Below are 17,668 nucleotides of genomic sequence, written 5' to 3' on the forward strand. Positions count from 1 at the left end.
GCGCGTCGGTTTATTATGCGCCCACCGCCCCGGATTTTTCCAGCCGCCTGAAGATGGACCGCAAGCACGACCCCCTGGCCCCGCCCGCTGCCACCCACGTCGCCGAACTGGGCTATGCCCCGATGGACCGCATCCATGCGGAACTGGACGAACTGCTGGCGCGCGCCGAGGCGCCGTTCGAGGGCGACTGGGTCGAACTGCTGGCCGCCCTGGACGCCCACCTGCAGGCGCACTTCGAGGCCGAGGACCGCTGGATGCGCGAAACCGATTTCCCGCCGCGCGACTGCCACATCGACGAGCACGCGGCGGTGCTGCGGTCGTCCGGCGAGGTGCTCGCGCTGGCCCGCGCCGGCGACTGCCGCGCGGCGCCCTCCTTCGTCGCCGAACTGGCGCGCTGGTTTCCGGGCCACGCCGACTACCTGGACTCGGCGCTGGCGGCCTGGCTGTGCAAGCGGCAGTACGGCGGCAAGCCGGTGGTGGTGCACCGCAAGCGGCCGCAGCAGGCGGCTTAGCGGGCGGCCGTTCGACGGAGCGAGCGCCGCGGGCGACAGCCTTGCACGGCTGGGCGCCGTGTTACCGCAAGGAGGCCGCGTACCGGAACTCGGGGCTGCGCGAATGGGCGAACTCGAAGACACCGGCGCCCTCGACGGCCGGCGCGGTGCCGCCATCGCGCCGGGTGAACCGGGCCAGGCGGTCCGTCAGCGGCGTCGACAGGCTTCTCAGGCGTGCCTTCTCGGCCAGGCTCCAGCGCTCATGCTCGATCACGTTCGCGCCACGAGCCTGTCCATGCCACCCGCCATAGCCGCCCCCTGCCATGTAACCGCCCCGGGTGGCGGTCAGGTCGGCGTCCATGCCGAACTCGCGCCCGCTGGCCGTCCGGATCTGGAACCGCGCCCGCAACAACTCCAGGTCGTCATCGAACACCAGGTCGTGCTCGACCCGCTCGATCGGGTCGAGGCTGCCGTCGCGCCCCATCCAGGCACCATCGAGCAGCGTGGGACGGTTGCCGCGGTCCAGGTCGAGGTTGCAGCCGATGCACGCGTCTTCGAACTGGGCCTGGATCCACATGTGGACCCCCTGGCGCGCACCCGGCAGGCGCGTGCCCCGCGAGCGGTCGCGCTGGCCCGACCAGCCGCTGACGTCGAAGCGCTCGCCTTCGATCTCGATCCAGCCTTCGTGCCGCCCGGACTGGAAGCCATGGTCGAAGGCCGCGGTCCGGCCTCTTCCATCGTCGAGATGCATCGGCGCGCACGGCCAGAACGAGGATGCGGCGGACCAGGTCAGGTCGAAGGCGATGCGCGACGGATTGGGCGCCAGCCGGACCCGCCAGCGCTGCATGGGCTTGAGGATCTCCCACGACAGCGGCCCCACCGCGCACGCGGATGCCGATCCCGGGTGCACGTCGGACACCCTCAGGTTGACCTGCGCGTCGTTCGCCACCGCGATCACGTAGCCGTCGACGACCCCTTCGACCGGGTAGACGCCGGCACCCATCAGCAAGCAGGGGCCGGTGGCTCCCCGGTGCGCATTGAAGTAGAACCGGTCGAACCAGCCGGGTACGGCGTCGCGAGCGGTGACCTGGAGGGCGTCGTGCTGCAGGAAGGGATTGATGGGGAGGGATGCCATGTCCGTCCTAATGGGAATCAGCGGTACGCGGGCGGATGATCGGCGTCTTCGAAGCCATGCAGGAACACATCGGCCAGCCGGTCGGCCAACTCCTGCGGTGTCATGCCGCCCTCCTTGCTGTACCAGGTGAATGTCCAGATCATGGTCCCGAAGAGCAGCAGTGCGTAGGACGCGCGGACGCGCTTCGATCGCATGATCCGGGGATTGATCTCGTTCAGGAGTTCGACCAGCAGGTCCACGGCCTGGGCCTGGACCAGCCTGATCTCCTGCTGCTGCAGTTCCGACAGGAACTTCAGGTCGTTGGTCAGGACCAGGTGCTCGTTGCGCTTGTCCGCGGCGCGCTGGACGAAGGCGCGGACAAAGCGGACCAGCCGTTCCTTGGCGGTACCTTCGCCATTCGCGATCTCATCGAGCTCCCCAGCCGTGCTGGCAATGTGCTCGCTGATGATGGCATGGAGCAGATCTTCCTTGCGCGGGAAGTAGTGGTACAGGTTCGACTTGGACGTCCCGCACGCCGTCGCGAGGTCCTGGAGCCTGGCGCTTTCGAAGCCCGCTCGGGCGAAAAGCGCGGCAGCGTTCTCCATGATCGTCTGGCGCTTCACGCCATGGTCGCTCGCAAGGGATCGGGTCATCGTGCTTCGGATCGTCGGGCCCGCCATTCTTGCAGCTCCCGCTGGGCGGGCAGCTGCCATCCGGCGAGCCGTCGAAACGGCGGACGTCAGGCCGCCTTCATCAGCGAACCGACGCTCTGCCAGCGGGTGCCGTCGAACCGGCGCATCTGCAGCTGCTGCACCGGATGGAAGTTCGTCGGCGAGGTGTTCAACCGGATGCCGGGAAACAGCAGCGGCAGCTCCAGGTTCTTGATGTTGGCGGCCTGCCGCATGATGTTCTCGCGCGAAAGGTCATCGCCGCACTGCTTGAGGACATGGACCAGCGTCTGCGCCCGCGTGTAGCCGAAGACGATGTTCGCGTCGGCCGGGTCCGCATCGGGGTAGTACTTCTTCTGCCAGGCCCGCCATTCGGCCATGCCCGGATCCTTGTCCCAATCCGGATCGGTCGGGTCCTTGTAGAACTGGGTCGAGAGGATGCCGGTCGACTTGTCCAACCCAGCCGGCTTGAGCGTGAGGCTGATGGAGTTGGACGAGTAGGTGAGGAACTGCAAGGGCTTCCATCCCGAGTCGTGGGCGATCCGGATGGCTTGCGCAGCGAACTTCGGAATGGCGATGTTGATGAACGTGTCGGCGCCCGCCGCCCGCAGCGTCGTGATCTGCGAATCGATCGTGGCGTCGGTCGTCTCGTACGACGCCTGCGCGACGATCATCCGGTCGGCCTTGTCGCCCAGGGCGTTGCGCACGCCGCGGATGAAGCCCTTACCGAAATCGTCGTTCTGGTACAGGATGCCGATCTTCGCGTCCGGCTTGTTCTGCAGGATGTAGCGGCCGGTCGCCACGCCATCGAGTTCGTTCGTGGCCTGCCAGCCCATGGTCCAGGGGAACTTGGCCGGATCGCCGAACTCCACCAGCGGCGAGGCGATGAACAGGTGCGGCACCTTGCGGCCGTTCAGGTAGGGCCGCAGCGCCATGTTCAGGCCCGTGCCCAGGCTGCCGTAGATGAAGGCGACGCCCTCCTGTTCCACCAGCTTGCGCGTCTGCTCCAGCGCCCGGGAAGGCTGGTAGCCATCGTCCACGCTGATCAGGTTGATCTTGCGGCCGTTCACGCCCCCGCGCTCGTTGACCATCTTGAAGTAGGCCAGTTCGGCCTTGGGGATGGCACTGAAGGAACTGACGGGACCGCTATAGGCAAAGGTCTGCCCGATCCTGATCTCGGTGTCCGAAATGCCGGGTGCGTTCTTCTGCGCCATTGCAGGCACGAGAGCGAAGGCGGCGGCCGTGGCCACGATGGCTGCAGCGACTCTTCTCTTCATGGATATGTCTCCGTTCAGGCCGCGCCCGGGTCTCTTGTGCAGCCACCCGAGCCCGATCGACAGTGAGGGTGACCGATCTCGCTCCGGGGCACGGACTGGGTGTCCGACGATCAGGCCGCGCGATATTAAACCGTCGCGTCGGTCGTATTATCTTGTCGCGACTCAGTGTTTTCACCAATACGGTTGCCGACTGGCGGTTTGGAAAACCTCTCCTACAATCGACCGACGCGACGGTTTATGTCGGCCACCTGCTCGACGGGCGGTGCGGCCACTCGGCCGTCGAAGGAAGCATCAAATGAGCAAAGCACCCTTGTCGCCGCCGCCGGCGGCGCCAGGAAGCCCAGGCAGCGCGGGCCCGGCCTTGCTGCAAGTCAGCGGACTGTCGATGTCGTTCGGCGGCATCCAGGCGCTCAGCGACGTGTCGTTCAGCGTCCAGCGCCAGCAGATCTGCGGCCTCATCGGGCCCAACGGCGCGGGCAAGACGACCCTCTTCAACTGCCTGAACCGGCTCTTCACGCCGCAAGCCGGCAACCTGCAGATCGAGGGCACTTCGTTGCTGGCGATCGAGGCCGGCGACATCGCTGCCCACGGCATCGCGCGGACTTTCCAGCACGCCGCCCTGTTCGACACGCTGACCGTGCTCGACAACGTGAAGATCGGCGTTCACAGCCGCACCCGCAGCGGCTTCGTGTCGGCCTGCTTCAAGCCGGCGGCCGAACGCGCCGAGGAAGCCGGCATCCGGGACCGCGCCGCGCAGATGGTGAGCGCGTTTCAGCTCGAGCCCTATGCGTTGCGGCTGGCCGGGGAGCTTCCCTTCGGCGTGCGCAAGCGGGTCGAGCTGGCGCGGGCCATGGCGGCGCGTCCCAAGTTGCTCCTGCTCGATGAACCCGCTGCCGGCCTCAACCATGAAGAGCTCGAATCCCTCAAGCAGATGATCCGCAAGGCACGCGACGAGATGGGCACGGCGGTGCTGCTGGTGGAGCACCACATGGGCCTGGTGATGAGCATCTGTTCGCACGTGGTGGTGCTCAACTTCGGCCGCAAGATCGCGGAGGGCTCCCCCGCCGACATCCAGAACCACCCGGATGTGATCGAGGCCTACCTGGGGAAGGCGGCATGACGTCCGGCCAGCACACACCACCCCTTCACCTCGAAGTGCGCAACGTCTGCGCCGGCTACGGTGCGACGCAGGTGCTGCGCGACGTCAACCTCGCGGTCCGGCGCGGCGGCGTGACGACGCTGCTCGGCGCCAACGGCGCGGGCAAGACGACCACGCTGCGGGTCATCTCGGGATTGCTCAAGCCCGCGTCCGGCCAGGTGCTGATCGACGGCCAGCCGGTGACCGGCCTGTCCCCCCACGCCATCGCGTCGCGCCGGGTAGGCCATGTTCCGGATGGCCGCGGCACCCTGGCGGAGCTGAGCGTCGAGGAGAACCTGCGCGTCGGCGGCTACCTGATTCGCAGCCGCCGTGAACTCCAGGCCCAGATGGAGGCCATGTTCGGCTTCTTTCCGGTCCTCAAGCAAAGGCAGCACCAGCAGGCCGGCACGCTCTCCGGCGGCGAACAGCAGATGCTGGCGATCGCCCGGGCCTTGATGCCGCGCCCGAGCCTGCTGCTGCTGGACGAGCCCTCGTTCGGCATCGCGCCGCTGGTCGTCCAGCTCATCTTCCGGATCCTGCGGGACATCATCACGGCCCACGGACTGAGTATCCTGCTGATCGAGCAGAACGCCAGCCTGGCCCTGGGCTTCTCGGACGACGCCTACCTGCTGGAGTCAGGCCGCATCACCCTGCACGGGCCCGCATCGGCCCTGGCGCAAGACGACGCGGTGCGCCGCGCGTACCTGGGAGCAGAAGCATGAACTCGGTCGCCATCCTCATCCAGCAGGTGGGCGGCGGCGTCGCCACCGGCGTGATCTACGGCCTGGTCGCGCTGGCGCTGGTCGTCATCTACCAGGCCACCGAGAAGATCAACTTCGCCCAGGGCGAGATGGCGATGTTCTCGACCTTCTCCGCCTGGGCCATGATCCAGGCCGGGCTTCCGTACTGGGTCGCCTTCTCGGCCACCATCGCTGGCTCCTTCGCGCTGGGCGCGCTGATCGAGCGGTTCGTCATTCGCGGCATGGCAAAGGCCCCGGTGCTCTCCGTCGTGATCGTCTTCATCGGCCTGATGCTGGTGTTCAACAGCCTGGCCGGCCTGCTGTTCGGGCACACGATGCGGGAGTTCCCCAGCCCGTTCCAGGGCACGGCCTGGCTGCAGAACGGCATCATCTCGGCCCACCGGCTGGGCAGCATTCTGGTTTGCCTGCTCCTGCTGGCCGGCATCTACGGCTTCTTCGCCCACACGCGATACGGCCTGGCGATGCGGGCGGCCGCCGTCAACCCCGCGTCCAGCATGCTTTGCGGCATTCCGGTGCCGCTCATGTACTCCCTCGGCTGGGGCGGCGCCGCGGCCGTCGGCGCGGTGGCGGGCATGATGGTTGCGCCGGTCGTGTTCCTCGACACGCACATGATGAGTGGCGTGCTGCTCTATGCGTTCGCAGGCGCCCTGCTCGGCGGCATTACCAACCCCTGGGGCGCCCTGCTCGGCGGCATCCTCATGGGCGTCGGCGAGAACCTGCTCGGCGCCTACCTGATCGGCTCCGAGCTGAAGATGACCTTCGCGCTGCTGGTGCTGGTCGCCGTGCTGCTCCTGCGGCCACAGGGCCTTCTCGGCAAAACCATCGTGACCCGCGTATGAGCATGACCCCCACCAACCCCGCGCTGGCCGCCACCGATGTCGGCTTCGCCCCCCGGCGCGGCTGGCGCCGCGGCGTCTTTCCGGCCATCGTCCTGCTGGTCCTCGTCCTGCCGCCCTTGCTGCTGAGCGACTTCCGCCTGACGCAGTTCACCACCGTGGCCGTCTACGGCCTGGCGCTGCTCGGGCTGATCCTGCTGACCGGGTTCGGCGGCCAGGTCTCGCTGGGCCATGGCGCCATCTTCGCGGTGGGCGCGTACACCACGGCGATCGTCATGAACAGCTTCGGCGTGTCTTACTGGATGGCCCCGTTGCTGGGGGCGGCAAGCTGCTTCGTCCTGGGCTACCTGTTCGGCCTGCCGGCGCTGAAGCTGCCGGGCCACCACCTGGCACTGGCCACCTTCGGCTTGGCGGTGGCGGTCCCGCAGCTGCTGCGCTTCAAGGGCTTCGACCCCTGGACCGGCGGATTCCAGGGCCTTACGCTGGTGCGGCCGGATCCGCCCTTCGGCCTGTCCCTGAGCGGCGACCAGTGGATGTACCTGCTGGCGGTGCTCACGCTGGCCGCCGTGTACTGGATCGCCTCGAATCTGCTGGACAGCCGCATGGGCCGCGCGATCGTCGCCGTGCGCGACCACCCGATCGCAGCCACCGCAATGGGCATCGACACCGGGTCGGTCAAGACGATGACGTTCGCCATCTCGTCGCTGTTCACCGGCCTGGCCGGCGGACTCAGTGCCGTGTCGGTGCTCTACGTGTCCGCCGACAGCTTCGGAGCGATGTTGTCGATCACCTTCCTGGTGGGCGCCGTGATCGGTGGACTGAACTCCTTGCCGGGTGCGGTGTTCGGCGCCCTCATCGTGCAGTTCCTGCCCCTGCTGACCGAGCGCGCCTCCCAGTCGGCATCGACCGCGATCTACGGCGTGTGCGTCATCCTGGCGATGTACCTGATGCCCACGGGCATCGCGGGCAGCCTCCGATCGTGGGTGCGGCGCACCGAGCGCCGCGCGCGCGGCCAGGCACGATGAGCGCAGCGTCGGCCCTCAGCGCCCCCTCGGAGGTGGCGCCGGATCTGCATGGGGAAGGCCTGCAGGATCGCCTGCGGCAGTTCCTGCGATCTTCGTTCCAGGCCGAACTGGCGGTCGGGCCCCTGAAGCGGTACTCGTCCGGATTCTCCTGGATCACTTTCGGGTTCAGCGCCCGCTGGATCGGCCGCCCTGCGCAGGAACTGATCGTCCAGATCGGCCCCCCGACGGGCATGTTCGCGCCCTACTCGGCGCGGCCGCAGGCCCTGGCCCTGGCAAGCCTGAAGGACAGCCGCGTGCCGGTGGCCGCCCTGGTCGCCTGGTCGGACGATCCCGCCATTCTCGGCGCGCCCTTCTTCATCTGCGAGAAGGTGGCGGGCGAAGTGATCGAGCCGTGGCGGCTCCAGTCCATCGACCCCGGCCGGCGTGCCCGGCTGGCCGAGGCCTTCGTCGAGATCCTGGGCCATCTCCACGCACCCGGAACGCCCGTCGGGGCGCTGCAGTCGGACGCTCAGCCCGTCACCCCGGAGAACGCCGTGGAGCTCGAGATCGACCACTGGTCGCAGCGGCTGCGGGAGTGGGCGTGCAAGCCGTTGCCGCTGCTGTCCTGGTCCGAACGCTGGTTGCGCTCGAACGTTCGCGCCGCGCCGCGGCTGTGCATCGTCCACGGCGATTTCCGCCTCGGAAACTTCCTGGCCGACGATACGCGGGTGAGCGCCGTGCTCGATTGGGAGATGGTCCATGTCGGGCATCCGCTCGAGGACCTGGGATGGCTGTTCTCGGCCACTTTCAACAAGGGCTCTCGCCGGCTCTTCGGCGAACTGGAGCGCGAAGCGGCCCTGGACCGGTACGCCACCGTGTCGGGGATCCGGGTGGCCGACGCCGACCTTCACTACTTCGAATGCCTCGCCCTGTACAAGTCGATTGCGATCACCGTGGCCGCCCAGTACTCCGCGCAGCGTCGCGGCTACAACGACATGCGGATGACTTCCATGGCGACGCAGATCGCGGTCATGACCCGCCAGCTGGATCGCCTGATCGGGGGGCAAACGTGAGCGATCGGCTGGCCCGCGACGTCGAGGCGATGGAAGGCGCCTTGCGTGAGCACGTCCTGCCCAAGCTCGACGACACCTTCGCACGGGGACAGGTCTACGGCGTCATCTACATGCTCCGGCACCTGCTGCTTCATGCGGACAGCTCGCTGGCGCCGATGGCACGGCAAGTCGACCGGCTCCGGACCCTGGAGCAGGAACTCGCAGCCTTGGGCTGGCGGTCCGGCCGGCCGGCCCTGCCCGAGGTGTGCGCGAACCTGGCTACCGCGCCCCAGGCCGTTGCGGCGCACCGGGAGGCTCTGGATGCGGGCCTGGCCTGGCTCGAAGCCCTGGTGCACCGGTCCTTCGACGCAGCGCGCCTGCCGGGTTCGCAGGTCCCCTCCGCCGTGAGCCGCGCGATCCGGTCCTGCGCATCCGACGTGAACGCCATCGCCGCGAAGCTCACGCCCGCGCCCATGTTCGCGCAGATCGCCACGGGGCAGGAACCCGCCGAAGCGGGCTCGCGCGCTTGAATCCAGGCGCAGGACGCCGCTAGGAAAGGCCGCTTCCGTCCGGCGCCCGGGCGCTGGGCTCGCTGCGTCAGCGGTACCGAGAGTTGTCAATGGCGAGCTGCTCCCGGGTCGTGCGCCACAGCTGCTCGAGCAGTTGCGGCTGCGCCAGATCGCGGTGCCGACGGCTACCTGTTCATCCAGGACGACCTCAAGGACAGCCTCAAGGACATGATCGGGTGTCGAAGAGGGATCGCCCCGCCCGTCGTGCGGAATGTCCGACAGCCTATTCGGCTCCTGCTGTCATGCCTGCGAGCCGCACAGGGATGGCCTGTGACCTGCCCCGGCCCTACGCTGAGTGTTCCATCCCATCGTTGATTCGAAAGGAACCTCGCATGACAGATCGAAGCGAAAAGCCCGTGGCCAAGGACAAGACCGGCATGCACAAGGCAGCCACCGGCACCGGTGCCGTGGTGGGCGGCGCCGCCGGGGGCGTGGCCGGTGGTGCGGCCGCAGGCGCGGCTGTGGGCGGCATGACCGGCCCGGTCGGCGCGGCTGTGGGCGCGGCCGCCGGGGCGGTGGCCGGCGCGCTGGCCGGCAAGGGCATTGCCAAGGCGATCGACCCGGCAGCGGAAGACAAGTACTGGCGCGACAACTACTCGAGCCGGCCGTACATCGCCAGCGGCTCGACCTACGACGACTACGGCCCGGCCTACCGCTACGGGGTCGACGCCTACTCGCGCAATCCCAGCCGCCGGTTCGACGAGCTGGAGCCCGACCTGGGCCGCGACTGGGACAGCTCGCGCGGCAGCTCCAGCCTCGAATGGGAACGCGCCAAACACGCATCGCGCGACGCTTGGGACCGCGTGAGCAACGCGGCCGAACGCGCCATCCCGGGCGACTCGGACCGGGACGGGCGATAGCGGCGCAGGCGCCGCTCCACCAGCGGCGGACCGCCAGAGCGGCGGTCCGCCGCCGGCGCGTCCATGAGCAAGAAGGGTTGGCTCGCGTGCCAACCCCGAATTTCCTGGATGCGGCGGCGCCGCAAGGATTACTCCCGTTGGCCCAGCCGCCTTGCCAAGGCCAGGCCGAGGGCGCCGCCCACCGCTTGCGACGCGACGAAGGCGGTCAAGGACGCCGGCGCGATTCCCGCGAAGGTGTCGCTGAACATCCGCCCGAAGGCCGCTGCCGGGTTGGCGAATGAGGTCGAGGAGGTGAACCAGTAGGCGGCACCGATGTACGCGGCCACCAGCGCAGGGGCACGTCCCGCACCGGCGCGAGCGATGACGAGCACCAGACCGGCGGTCGCCACCACCTCTGCCAGCCACTGCCCCGCCCCGCCCCGCGCCTTCCCGGCCCACTGCAAAACCGGCAGCTCGAACATGGCGTTGGCCAGCGCCGCTCCGGCGGCGGCGCCCGCGAGTTGCGCGATCACGTAAAGGGCTTGTTCGCCATGCGCCAGGCCCGAGGACCGGCCGAAGGCAATGGTCACGACCGGGTTGAAGTGCGCCCCGCTGATCGGGGCGAAGACCTCGATGAGGACGAACAGGGCGAACACGGTTGCCATCGTGTTCGCCAGCAGGGTTACGGCGGCGTTCCCCTGCGCCAGCCGTTCGGCCATGATGCCCGAGCCGATGACGGCGGTGAGCAGCAGCAACGTCCCGATGAATTCCGCCAGCAATCGGCGATGCAGCGGTTGACCGCTCACTTCGCGCCCAGCTCGCGGGCGGTCTGCTGGAGCCGCAGCTTTCCCAGCCGCTCGGGCGGCAGGCTGACCAGCAGCTCCAGGCGGTTGCGGATGGCCTGCAAGGTGCCGCGGAAGGCGGCCCGGCGCTGCTCCTCGTTGCCCGGCGCATCGGAAGGGTCCGCGTAGCCCCAATGCGCCGTCGCCGGATGGCCGGGCCAGAACGGGCAGGCCTCGCCGGCCGCGTTGTCGCAGACCGTGATGACCAGGTCCATCGGCGGGGCGCTGGCGCCGGCGAACTCGTCCCACGACTTGCTCCGCAAGCCGTCCGTGCTGAGACCCGCCTCTCGCAGCACGGCCAGCGCCAGCGGATTCGGCTGCTGGCTGTCGCGCGGGCTGCTGCCGGCGGAGAAGGCCTTGAAGCGCCCCTTGCCGATGTGGTTGAGGACGGCTTCCGCGAGGATGCTGCGGGCCGAGTTGTGGGTGCAGAGGAACAGGACGTTCAAGATCGGGGTGTCGGTCATGCTCATTCGGTCAGCAGCTTGGCCGTCTTCGAGACTTGCTTCATGGGTACTCCTTCAGCACTTGCACGCGGCCGCGGCGGGGTCGAGGCACTCGGCGCCTTGGCAGCAGTGCGCCGTGAGGTAGCCGAGCACGTCGTTCATGCGGTCGTAGGCGGCGCGGTAGACGAGGTTCCGGCCGGCCCGCTCCTGCGTGACCAGCCCCGCGTGCGCCAGCTCCTTGAGGTGGAACGAGAGGGTCGCGGCGGGCATGGACAGCGCCTCGGCGATGGTGCCCGGCGTCAGGCCGTCCCGCCCGACCACCACCAGGGCCCGGAACACCTGGATGCGGGCCGGATGGGCCAGCGCGGCCAGCGCCCGGACGACGTCATTCTCTTCCATGTTTCGAGAATAGTCGAAATGATTGAGGGCTGCAAGGTGTGGAGACCGGGCCCGGGCCAGGGGGGCGGGCTGCGCTGGGCAGGCCGCCACGATGCGCGGGACCGTGGAGCACGCGACACCGTCGCCCTGCGTACGGTACGCCGAGCAGCAGGTGTTCGAAGGGGAAAAGGTCCGGAAAAAGACAAAGCCTCCAGAGGTTTCCCTCTGGAGGCTGGATCTTGGCGGAGTGGACGGGACTCGAACCCGCGACCCCCGGCGTGACAGGCCGGTATTCTAACCGACTGAACTACCACTCCGCGTCGGTGCAGGTGTTCCCCCGACGATGCGGGGCAAGTGCCTGCCACTTGTTGCCTGATGCCCCCGTTACCGGGGAAATCTTGGCGACCCTACGGGGATTCGAACCCCGGTACTCACCGTGAAAGGGTGATGTCCTAGGCCTCTAGACGATAGGGTCGAAACCTTGGAACTCCCGACACCTTGCATTTGGTGGAGGTAAGCGGGATCGAACCGCTGACCTCTTGCATGCCATGCAAGCGCTCTCCCAGCTGAGCTATACCCCCGCTTGGTGTCGAGCCCCAGATTCTACACTGAAATTTCAAACGTTCGCCAGCCTCTTCAACACAATATCGCGAGGAAGCAGTTCCAGCACCGCGTCGAGCGAGGGCGACTGGGGCGTTCCGAGCACCAACACCCGCACCGGCATGGCCAGCTGGGGCATCTTCAGGCCGGTGGCGCGCAGCACTTCCTTCAGGCTTTCGGCAATCGCCGCCTTGTCCCAGGGCACGCCCTCGAGCATCTTGGCCAGCAGGCCGATGGCCGGGCGCACGCCCTCGGTGATGTGCTTGGCAACGTCCTCGGCGCTGGGCTGCACCTCCTGGTAGAAGCGCTGGGCCCAGTCGGCCAGCGCCACGGTGGTGTCGCTGCGGTCCTTGAGCAGGCCGCACAGGCGCGGCAGGCGCGCATCGGGGGCGATGCCGCGCTTCTTCAACTGCTCGCCCACCAGCATCGCCAGCGGCTCGTCGGGCATGGCCTTCATGTGCTGGGCGTTCACCCAGCGCAGCTTGGCTTCGTCGAACTGCGCCGCGCTCTTGCCCAGGTGGTCGAGGTCGAACCACTGCAGGAACTGCTCGCGGCTGAAGATCTCGTCGTCGCCGTGCGACCAGCCCAGGCGCGCCAGGTAGTTGACCATGGCCTCGGGCAGGAAGCCCTCGTCGCGGTACTGGGTGACCGGCTTGGCGCCGTGCCGCTTGCTCATCTTCTCGACGCGCACGCTGCCATCCTCGCCGACCACCGGCTGCAGCACCGTCGGCAGGTGCGCGTACACCGGCGGCTCCTTGCCGAGCGCGCGGAAGATGTTGATCTGGCGCGGCGTGTTGTTCACGTGGTCGTCGCCGCGGATCACGTGGGTGATGCGCATGTCGATGTCGTCGATCACCACGCAGAAGTTGTAGGTGGGCGTGCCGTCGGGGCGCGCGATCACCAGGTCGTCGAGCTCCTCGTTGCGGATCTCGATGCGGCCCTTGACCTTGTCGTCCCAGGCCACCACGCCGGCCAGCGGGTTGCGGAAGCGCAGCACCGGCTGCACGCCTTCGGGCACCGGCGGCAGCGCCTTGCCGGGCTCGGGCCGCCAGGTGCCGTCATAGCGAGGCTTTTCCTTGTTGGCCATCTGGCGCTCGCGCAGGGCGTCGAGCTCGGCCACGCTCATGTAGCAGGGGTAGACCAGGCCCTGGTCCTGCATTTGGCGCAGCGCTTCCTTGTAGCGGTCCATGCGCTGCATCTGGTAGTACGGGCCCTCGTCCGGGTCCAGGCCCAGCCAGGCCATGCCTTCCAGGATGACGTCGACCGCCGCCTGCGAGGAGCGCTCGAGGTCGGTGTCCTCGATGCGCAGGATGAAGGTGCCGCCGGTGGAGCGGGCGAAGGCCCAGGGATACAGGGCCGAGCGGATGTTGCCGAGGTGGATGAAGCCCGTGGGCGAAGGGGCGAACCGGGTGCGGGTGGACATGGGGCGGGATTGTGGCAGCGACACCCGCTGTTGCGGGGCCGGCGGGGTTGCGCGTTGCGCTGGATCCCCCGCTGGAGCCTGCCTTCGCGGAAGGCGGCGACGGGGGATGACGAGAGGGTCAGAGCGTGCCGAGCCCGCGCTCCAGGTCGTCCTTGAGGTCCTCGACGTGCTCCAGCCCGACCGCCACGCGCACCAGGTTCTGGCGGATACCGGCGGCTTGGCGCTGGGCTTCGGTCAGGCGGCCGTGCGAGGTGCTGGCCGGATGGGTGACGATGCTCTTGACGTCGCCCAGGTTGGCCGTCACCGACAGCAGCCGGGTCGAGTCGATCACGTGGAAGGCATTGCGGCGGGCCTCGTCGGCGTCGACCGCCTTGACGTCGAAGCCCAGCACGGCGCCGCCGCGGCCCGACTGCTGGGCCATGGCCAACTCGTGCTGCGGATGGCTGGTCAGCCCCGGGTAGTAGACGCGCTCGACCTTCGGGTGGGCCTCCAGCCAGCGTGCCAGCTCCAGCGCGCGCTGCGACTGCGCCTCCATCCGGATGCCCAGCGTCTCCAGTCCCTTGAGCACCACCCAGGCGTTGAAGGGCGACAGGCTGATGCCGGCGCTGCGCATCACAGGCACGAACTTGCCGGTGACCAGCTCCTGGCTGGCGCACAGCGCGCCGGCGATGACCCGGCCCTGGCCGTCGAGGTACTTGGTGCCCGAGTGCACCACGATGTCGGCGCCGAACTTCGCCGGCTGCTGCAGCGCCGGCGAGCAGAAGCAGTTGTCCACGGCCAGCAGCGCACCGGCCTCGTGCGCGAGGTCGGCCAGCGCGCGGATGTCGCAGACGTCGGCCAGCGGGTTGGTCGGCGTCTCGGCGAACAGCAGCTTGGTGGTCGGCCGGATTGCCGCTTTCCACTCGGCCAGGTCGGTCTGCGAGACGAAGCTGGTTTCGACGCCGAACTTGGCGAACTCGGTACCCAGCAGCTTGAGGGTGGAGCCGAACACCGAGCGCGAGCAGACGATGTGGTCGCCGGCCTTGAGCAGCGACAGGCACAGCAGCAGGATGGCACCCATGCCGCTGGCCGTGCCCACCGCCGCCTCCATGCCTTCCATCGCGGCCAGCCGCATCTCCATGCTGGCGACGGTCGGGTTGGAAAAGCGCGAGTAGATGAAACCCTCTTCCTCGCCGGCGAAGCGGCGCGCCGCCAGCTCGCTGTCGGGCTGGGTGAAGCTGGAGGTGAGGTACAGCGCCTCGGAGTTCTCGCCGTACTGGCTCTTGTCGACGGCGGCACGCACGGCCAGCGTCTCGGGCCGCAGGCCATCGGGCAGTTTGCGATCGCCGGCCATCAGGCGTCCTGTGCGTTGGGCAGCACCAGCCGCGAGGTGGTCTCCTCCAGCGGGTCTTCCTGGCCGAGGCGGGCCTCGTTGATCCTGGCGATGTCGTCCGGGTTGATGTCGCCGGTGACGTACACGCCGTCGAAGCAGGAGGCATCGAAGCCGTCCAGCTTCGGCGCGCCGGGCCCGGCCGCGGCCGCCACCGCGCGCTTCATCGGCTCGACGTCCTGGTAGATCAGCGCGTCGCAGCCGATGATCTGGCGCACCTCCTCCACGCTGCGGCCGTGCGCCACCAGCTCGCTGGCGGTGGGCATGTCGATGCCGTAGACGTTGGGAAAGCGCACCGGCGGCGCGGCACTGGCCAGGTACACCTTCTTCGCACCGGCGTCGCGCGCCATCTGCACGATCTCGCGGCTGGTGGTGCCGCGCACGATGGAGTCGTCCACCAGCAGCACGTTGCGGCCGCGGAACTCGCTGCCGATCACGTTGAGCTTCTGGCGCACCGACTTCTTGCGCACGCCCTGCCCCGGCATGATGAAGGTGCGGCCGACGTAGCGGTTCTTGACGAAGCCCTCGCGGTAGGGGATGCCCAGCAGGTGGGCAAGTTGCGTTGCGCTGGGGCGGCTGGATTCCGGAATCGGGATGATCACGTCGATCTCGTTGGGCGGCACGGTGGAGATGACCCGCTTGGCCAGGGTCTCGCCCATGTTCAGCCGCGCCTGGTAGACCGAGATGCCGTCCAGCACCGAGTCGGGCCGCGCCAGGTACACGTATTCGAAGATGCACGGATACAGCTTGGGGTCGTCGGCGCAGGGCTGCGCATGCAGCCGGCCCTGCAGGTCGATGAACACCGCCTCGCCCGGGGCGACGTGGCGCTCGAAGGCCTGGCCCGAGCCCTCCAGCGCCACCGATTCGCTGGCCACCATCACCGTGCCGTCGGCGCCGCGGCCGAGCGACAGCGGGCGGATGCCGAACGGATCGCGGAACGCCAGCACGCCATGGCCGGCAATCAGCGCGATCACGGCATAGGAGCCACGCACCCGCCGGTGCACGTTGCGCACCGCGGTGAACACGTCGTCCGGCTGCAGCGGCCCGCCGCGCGTGGCCTTCTCCAGTTCGTGCGCGAACACGTTGAGCAGCACCTCCGAGTCGCTCTCGGTGTTGATGTGGCGGTGGTCGCTGGAGAACAGCTCGGCCTTGAGCGCCTTCGCGTTGGTCAGGTTGCCGTTGTGCACCAGCACGATGCCGAACGGCGCGTTCACGTAGAACGGCTGGGCCTCCTCCTCGCTGTAGGCATTGCCGGCCGTCGGGTAGCGCACCTGGCCCAGGCCCGCGTTGCCCGGCAGGGCACGCATGTTGCGGGTGCGGAACACGTCGCGCACCATCCCCTTGGCCTTGTGCATGAAGAACTTGCGGCCCTGCTGGGTCGCGATGCCGGCCGCGTCCTGGCCGCGGTGCTGCAGCAGCAGCAGCGCGTCGTAGATCAGCTGGTTGACGGGAGCGGCGCTGACGACGCCGACGATTCCACACATAAAACTATCTTTCTAGCCGGGCAGGTACTGCCCGAATTCGCCCGGCAGCACCGGCTTCAATCCCCTGAGCGCCGCGCTCGAGGCGCCGGCGCCCATCGATTCAGTCCACCACGGCGCGCTGCGCAGCGGCGTCATGTTCACCACCACGGCCAGCACCAGCAGCAGCACCATACCGCGCACCAGCCCGAAGGCGGCACCCAGCGTGCGATCGACCGGCCGCAACCCGACGGCCTCGATCAGCTTGCGGCTGGCCCAGGCCAGCAGTCCGCCGACGAACACCGCCAGCACGAACACGATGGCGAACCCGGCCGCGTACCTCAGCGGCTCGACCGCGCCCCCCATCGGCAGCCAGGGTGCCACCAGCGGCGCCAGCCATTGGGCCAGCACGAAGGCCGCGAACCAGCTCAGCACCGACAGCACCTCGTAGACCAGGCCGCGCAGCGCGCCCAGCAGCAGCGAAAACGCCAGCACCCCGAGGAACACCCAGTCGAGCGTCACCATCCGCAGCCGGCCCTCACAAGGTGAGGATGGCCGCGGGCAAATCCAGTGCCTTGATCTTGCCGGCCGCCTTGTCGGCCTCGGCGCGCGTGGCGAACGGCCCGACCCGCACCCGGGTGCGCTTGCCATCCTTGGTATCGGCCACGTGCGTGTAGGTCTTCAGGCCGGCACGCTCGACCTTGAGGCGGGTCTCGCGCGCCTTGGCCGGATCGGAAAAGGCGCCCACCTGCACGACGAAGCGGCCTTCGGCGGTCGCGGGCGGCTCGGCGACCGGCTTGTCGGCGACCGGCACCGGCTTGCCTTCCAGCAGCGCGCGGGCCCGGGCCGAATCGGCATCGGCCGCCGGCCGGGCCGCGGCGGCCTGCACGGGCGCGGCCGGCTGCGGCTTGCTGGGAGCCGCCACGGCCTTGGGCGCGTCCTTGCTCTCGGCCGGCATGGCGGGAGACTTGGGGTCGGGTTTCGCTTCCGCCTTCGCTTCGGGCTTCGGCTCGGGTTTGGGTTCGGTGGCGGCCGACGTCACGGCGCCCGAGGCGATCGGGCGCGCCGGCGCCGACGATGCGGACGGCCTGGCGGCAACGGCCGCCGGCGCAGGCTCGCTGGCGGCGGCTTCGACCTCGGCTTTCGGCGCGGCGGACACCGGCAGCGGCAACGGCTTGGCCTTGTTGCGGTCGGGAATCTCGATCGGGATGTCCACTGCCACGGGCCGCGGCTGGGAGTCGAACAGCAGGGGGAAGCCGAGCACGCCCATCAGCACCAGCACGGCCGCGCCGATCAGGCGATGCCGCGCGCGGCGCCGCAGGGTCTCCACGCTTTCGGTTTGCGCCGGCGCGGCCGGCTTGTCGGCGGCTGCCTTGCGGAACTTGAAAAAGGCCATGGAGCGTG

At 68.8% G+C, this 17,668-nt stretch carries 19 protein-coding genes and 3 tRNA genes; 8 read left to right on the forward strand and 14 right to left on the reverse strand.

Annotated elements, in window-relative coordinates; all coding sequences use genetic code 11:
* The first annotated feature begins 53 nt into the window (after nucleotides 1–53).
* Complete coding sequence (locus PE066_RS05935) at nucleotides 54–512, forward strand: bacteriohemerythrin (RefSeq protein ID WP_271235639.1); 459 nt, start codon at nucleotides 54–56, stop codon at nucleotides 510–512.
* 61 nt (nucleotides 513–573) lie between these two features.
* Here the strand turns inward: PE066_RS05935 and PE066_RS05940 are convergent, their stop codons facing one another.
* From PE066_RS05940 to PE066_RS05950, 3 genes are all read right to left on the reverse strand, one after another.
* Nucleotides 574–1,626, reverse strand: coding sequence for a hypothetical protein (locus PE066_RS05940; protein WP_271235640.1), 1,053 nt, complete (start codon nucleotides 1,624–1,626; stop codon nucleotides 574–576).
* A 17-nt stretch (nucleotides 1,627–1,643) separates the two neighbouring features.
* Complete coding sequence (locus PE066_RS05945) at nucleotides 1,644–2,258, reverse strand: TetR/AcrR family transcriptional regulator (protein ID WP_271235641.1); 615 nt, start codon at nucleotides 2,256–2,258, stop codon at nucleotides 1,644–1,646.
* A gap of 86 nt (nucleotides 2,259–2,344) precedes the next feature.
* Complete coding sequence (locus PE066_RS05950) at nucleotides 2,345–3,550, reverse strand: ABC transporter substrate-binding protein (protein WP_271235642.1); 1,206 nt, start codon at nucleotides 3,548–3,550, stop codon at nucleotides 2,345–2,347.
* Between the two features lie 295 nt (nucleotides 3,551–3,845).
* Between PE066_RS05950 and PE066_RS05955 the strand changes: the two genes are divergently transcribed.
* The 7 genes from PE066_RS05955 (at nucleotide 3,846) to PE066_RS05985 (ending at nucleotide 9,770) form a co-directional block, all read left to right on the forward strand.
* Nucleotides 3,846–4,670, forward strand: coding sequence for an ABC transporter ATP-binding protein (locus PE066_RS05955; RefSeq protein ID WP_271235643.1), 825 nt, complete (start codon nucleotides 3,846–3,848; stop codon nucleotides 4,668–4,670).
* Nucleotides 4,667–5,410: an ABC transporter ATP-binding protein gene (locus tag PE066_RS05960; protein WP_271235644.1), complete on the forward strand. Its 744-nt coding sequence runs from the start codon at nucleotides 4,667–4,669 to the stop codon at nucleotides 5,408–5,410. The genes PE066_RS05955 and PE066_RS05960 overlap by 4 nt, the downstream gene beginning before the upstream one ends.
* Entirely contained in the window at nucleotides 5,407–6,288 is an 882-nt protein-coding gene (locus PE066_RS05965) for a branched-chain amino acid ABC transporter permease (protein WP_271235645.1), read from the forward strand. The genes PE066_RS05960 and PE066_RS05965 overlap by 4 nt, the downstream gene beginning before the upstream one ends.
* Nucleotides 6,285–7,310, forward strand: coding sequence for a branched-chain amino acid ABC transporter permease (locus tag PE066_RS05970; protein WP_271235646.1), 1,026 nt, complete (start codon nucleotides 6,285–6,287; stop codon nucleotides 7,308–7,310). The genes PE066_RS05965 and PE066_RS05970 overlap by 4 nt, the downstream gene beginning before the upstream one ends.
* The gene (locus PE066_RS05975; RefSeq protein ID WP_271235647.1) at nucleotides 7,307–8,362 is read left to right on the forward strand and encodes a phosphotransferase family protein; all 1,056 of its coding nucleotides are present in this window, start codon (nucleotides 7,307–7,309) and stop codon (nucleotides 8,360–8,362) included. Before PE066_RS05970 ends, PE066_RS05975 begins: the two co-directional genes overlap by 4 nt.
* A complete protein-coding gene (locus PE066_RS05980; protein ID WP_271235648.1) occupies nucleotides 8,359–8,871 on the forward strand; it encodes a hypothetical protein in 513 nt (170 codons plus the stop codon). Before PE066_RS05975 ends, PE066_RS05980 begins: the two co-directional genes overlap by 4 nt.
* 371 nt (nucleotides 8,872–9,242) lie before the next feature.
* A complete protein-coding gene (locus PE066_RS05985; protein WP_271235649.1) occupies nucleotides 9,243–9,770 on the forward strand; it encodes a hypothetical protein in 528 nt (175 codons plus the stop codon).
* 128 nt (nucleotides 9,771–9,898) lie between these two features.
* Here the strand turns inward: PE066_RS05985 and PE066_RS05990 are convergent, their stop codons facing one another.
* The 11 genes from PE066_RS05990 to PE066_RS06040 form a co-directional block, all read right to left on the reverse strand.
* Nucleotides 9,899–10,528: an aquaporin gene (locus PE066_RS05990; protein WP_336298450.1), complete on the reverse strand. Its 630-nt coding sequence runs from the start codon at nucleotides 10,526–10,528 to the stop codon at nucleotides 9,899–9,901.
* Nucleotides 10,529–10,551: 23 nt separating this feature from the next.
* Nucleotides 10,552–11,061, reverse strand: a complete 510-nt coding sequence (locus PE066_RS05995) for an arsenate reductase ArsC (RefSeq protein WP_271235650.1) — start codon at nucleotides 11,059–11,061, stop codon at nucleotides 10,552–10,554.
* 48 nt (nucleotides 11,062–11,109) lie between these two features.
* On the reverse strand, nucleotides 11,110–11,433 hold the full coding sequence (locus tag PE066_RS06000; protein ID WP_271235651.1) for an ArsR/SmtB family transcription factor: 324 nt from the start codon (nucleotides 11,431–11,433) through the stop codon (nucleotides 11,110–11,112).
* Nucleotides 11,434–11,652: 219 nt separating this feature from the next.
* Nucleotides 11,653–11,729 (reverse strand) — tRNA-Asp (locus PE066_RS06005).
* An 82-nt stretch (nucleotides 11,730–11,811) separates the two neighbouring features.
* Nucleotides 11,812–11,887 (reverse strand) — tRNA-Glu (locus tag PE066_RS06010).
* A 30-nt stretch (nucleotides 11,888–11,917) separates the two neighbouring features.
* Nucleotides 11,918–11,993, reverse strand: a tRNA-Ala gene (locus tag PE066_RS06015).
* 35 nt (nucleotides 11,994–12,028) lie between these two features.
* Nucleotides 12,029–13,435 carry a glutamate--tRNA ligase gene (gene gltX, locus PE066_RS06020; RefSeq protein WP_271235652.1) on the reverse strand — a complete coding sequence of 469 codons (1,407 nt, stop codon included), beginning with the start codon at nucleotides 13,433–13,435 and terminating at the stop codon, nucleotides 12,029–12,031.
* 118 nt (nucleotides 13,436–13,553) lie between these two features.
* Nucleotides 13,554–14,768, reverse strand: coding sequence for an O-succinylhomoserine sulfhydrylase (locus tag PE066_RS06025; protein ID WP_271235653.1), 1,215 nt, complete (start codon nucleotides 14,766–14,768; stop codon nucleotides 13,554–13,556).
* Nucleotides 14,768–16,288, reverse strand: a complete 1,521-nt coding sequence (purF, locus tag PE066_RS06030; RefSeq protein ID WP_271235654.1) for an amidophosphoribosyltransferase — start codon at nucleotides 16,286–16,288, stop codon at nucleotides 14,768–14,770. The genes PE066_RS06025 and purF overlap by 1 nt, the downstream gene beginning before the upstream one ends.
* Before the next feature lie 12 nt (nucleotides 16,289–16,300).
* Nucleotides 16,301–16,789, reverse strand: a complete 489-nt coding sequence (locus PE066_RS06035; protein ID WP_271235655.1) for a CvpA family protein — start codon at nucleotides 16,787–16,789, stop codon at nucleotides 16,301–16,303.
* 13 nt (nucleotides 16,790–16,802) lie between these two features.
* Nucleotides 16,803–17,660, reverse strand: coding sequence for an SPOR domain-containing protein (locus PE066_RS06040; RefSeq protein WP_271235656.1), 858 nt, complete (start codon nucleotides 17,658–17,660; stop codon nucleotides 16,803–16,805).
* Between the last annotated feature and the right edge of the window lie 8 nt (nucleotides 17,661–17,668).

It is taken from the genome of Ramlibacter tataouinensis (assembly GCF_027941915.1).
In the GTDB taxonomy this organism is placed as follows: Bacteria; Pseudomonadota; Gammaproteobacteria; order Burkholderiales; family Burkholderiaceae_C; genus Ramlibacter; species Ramlibacter tataouinensis_C.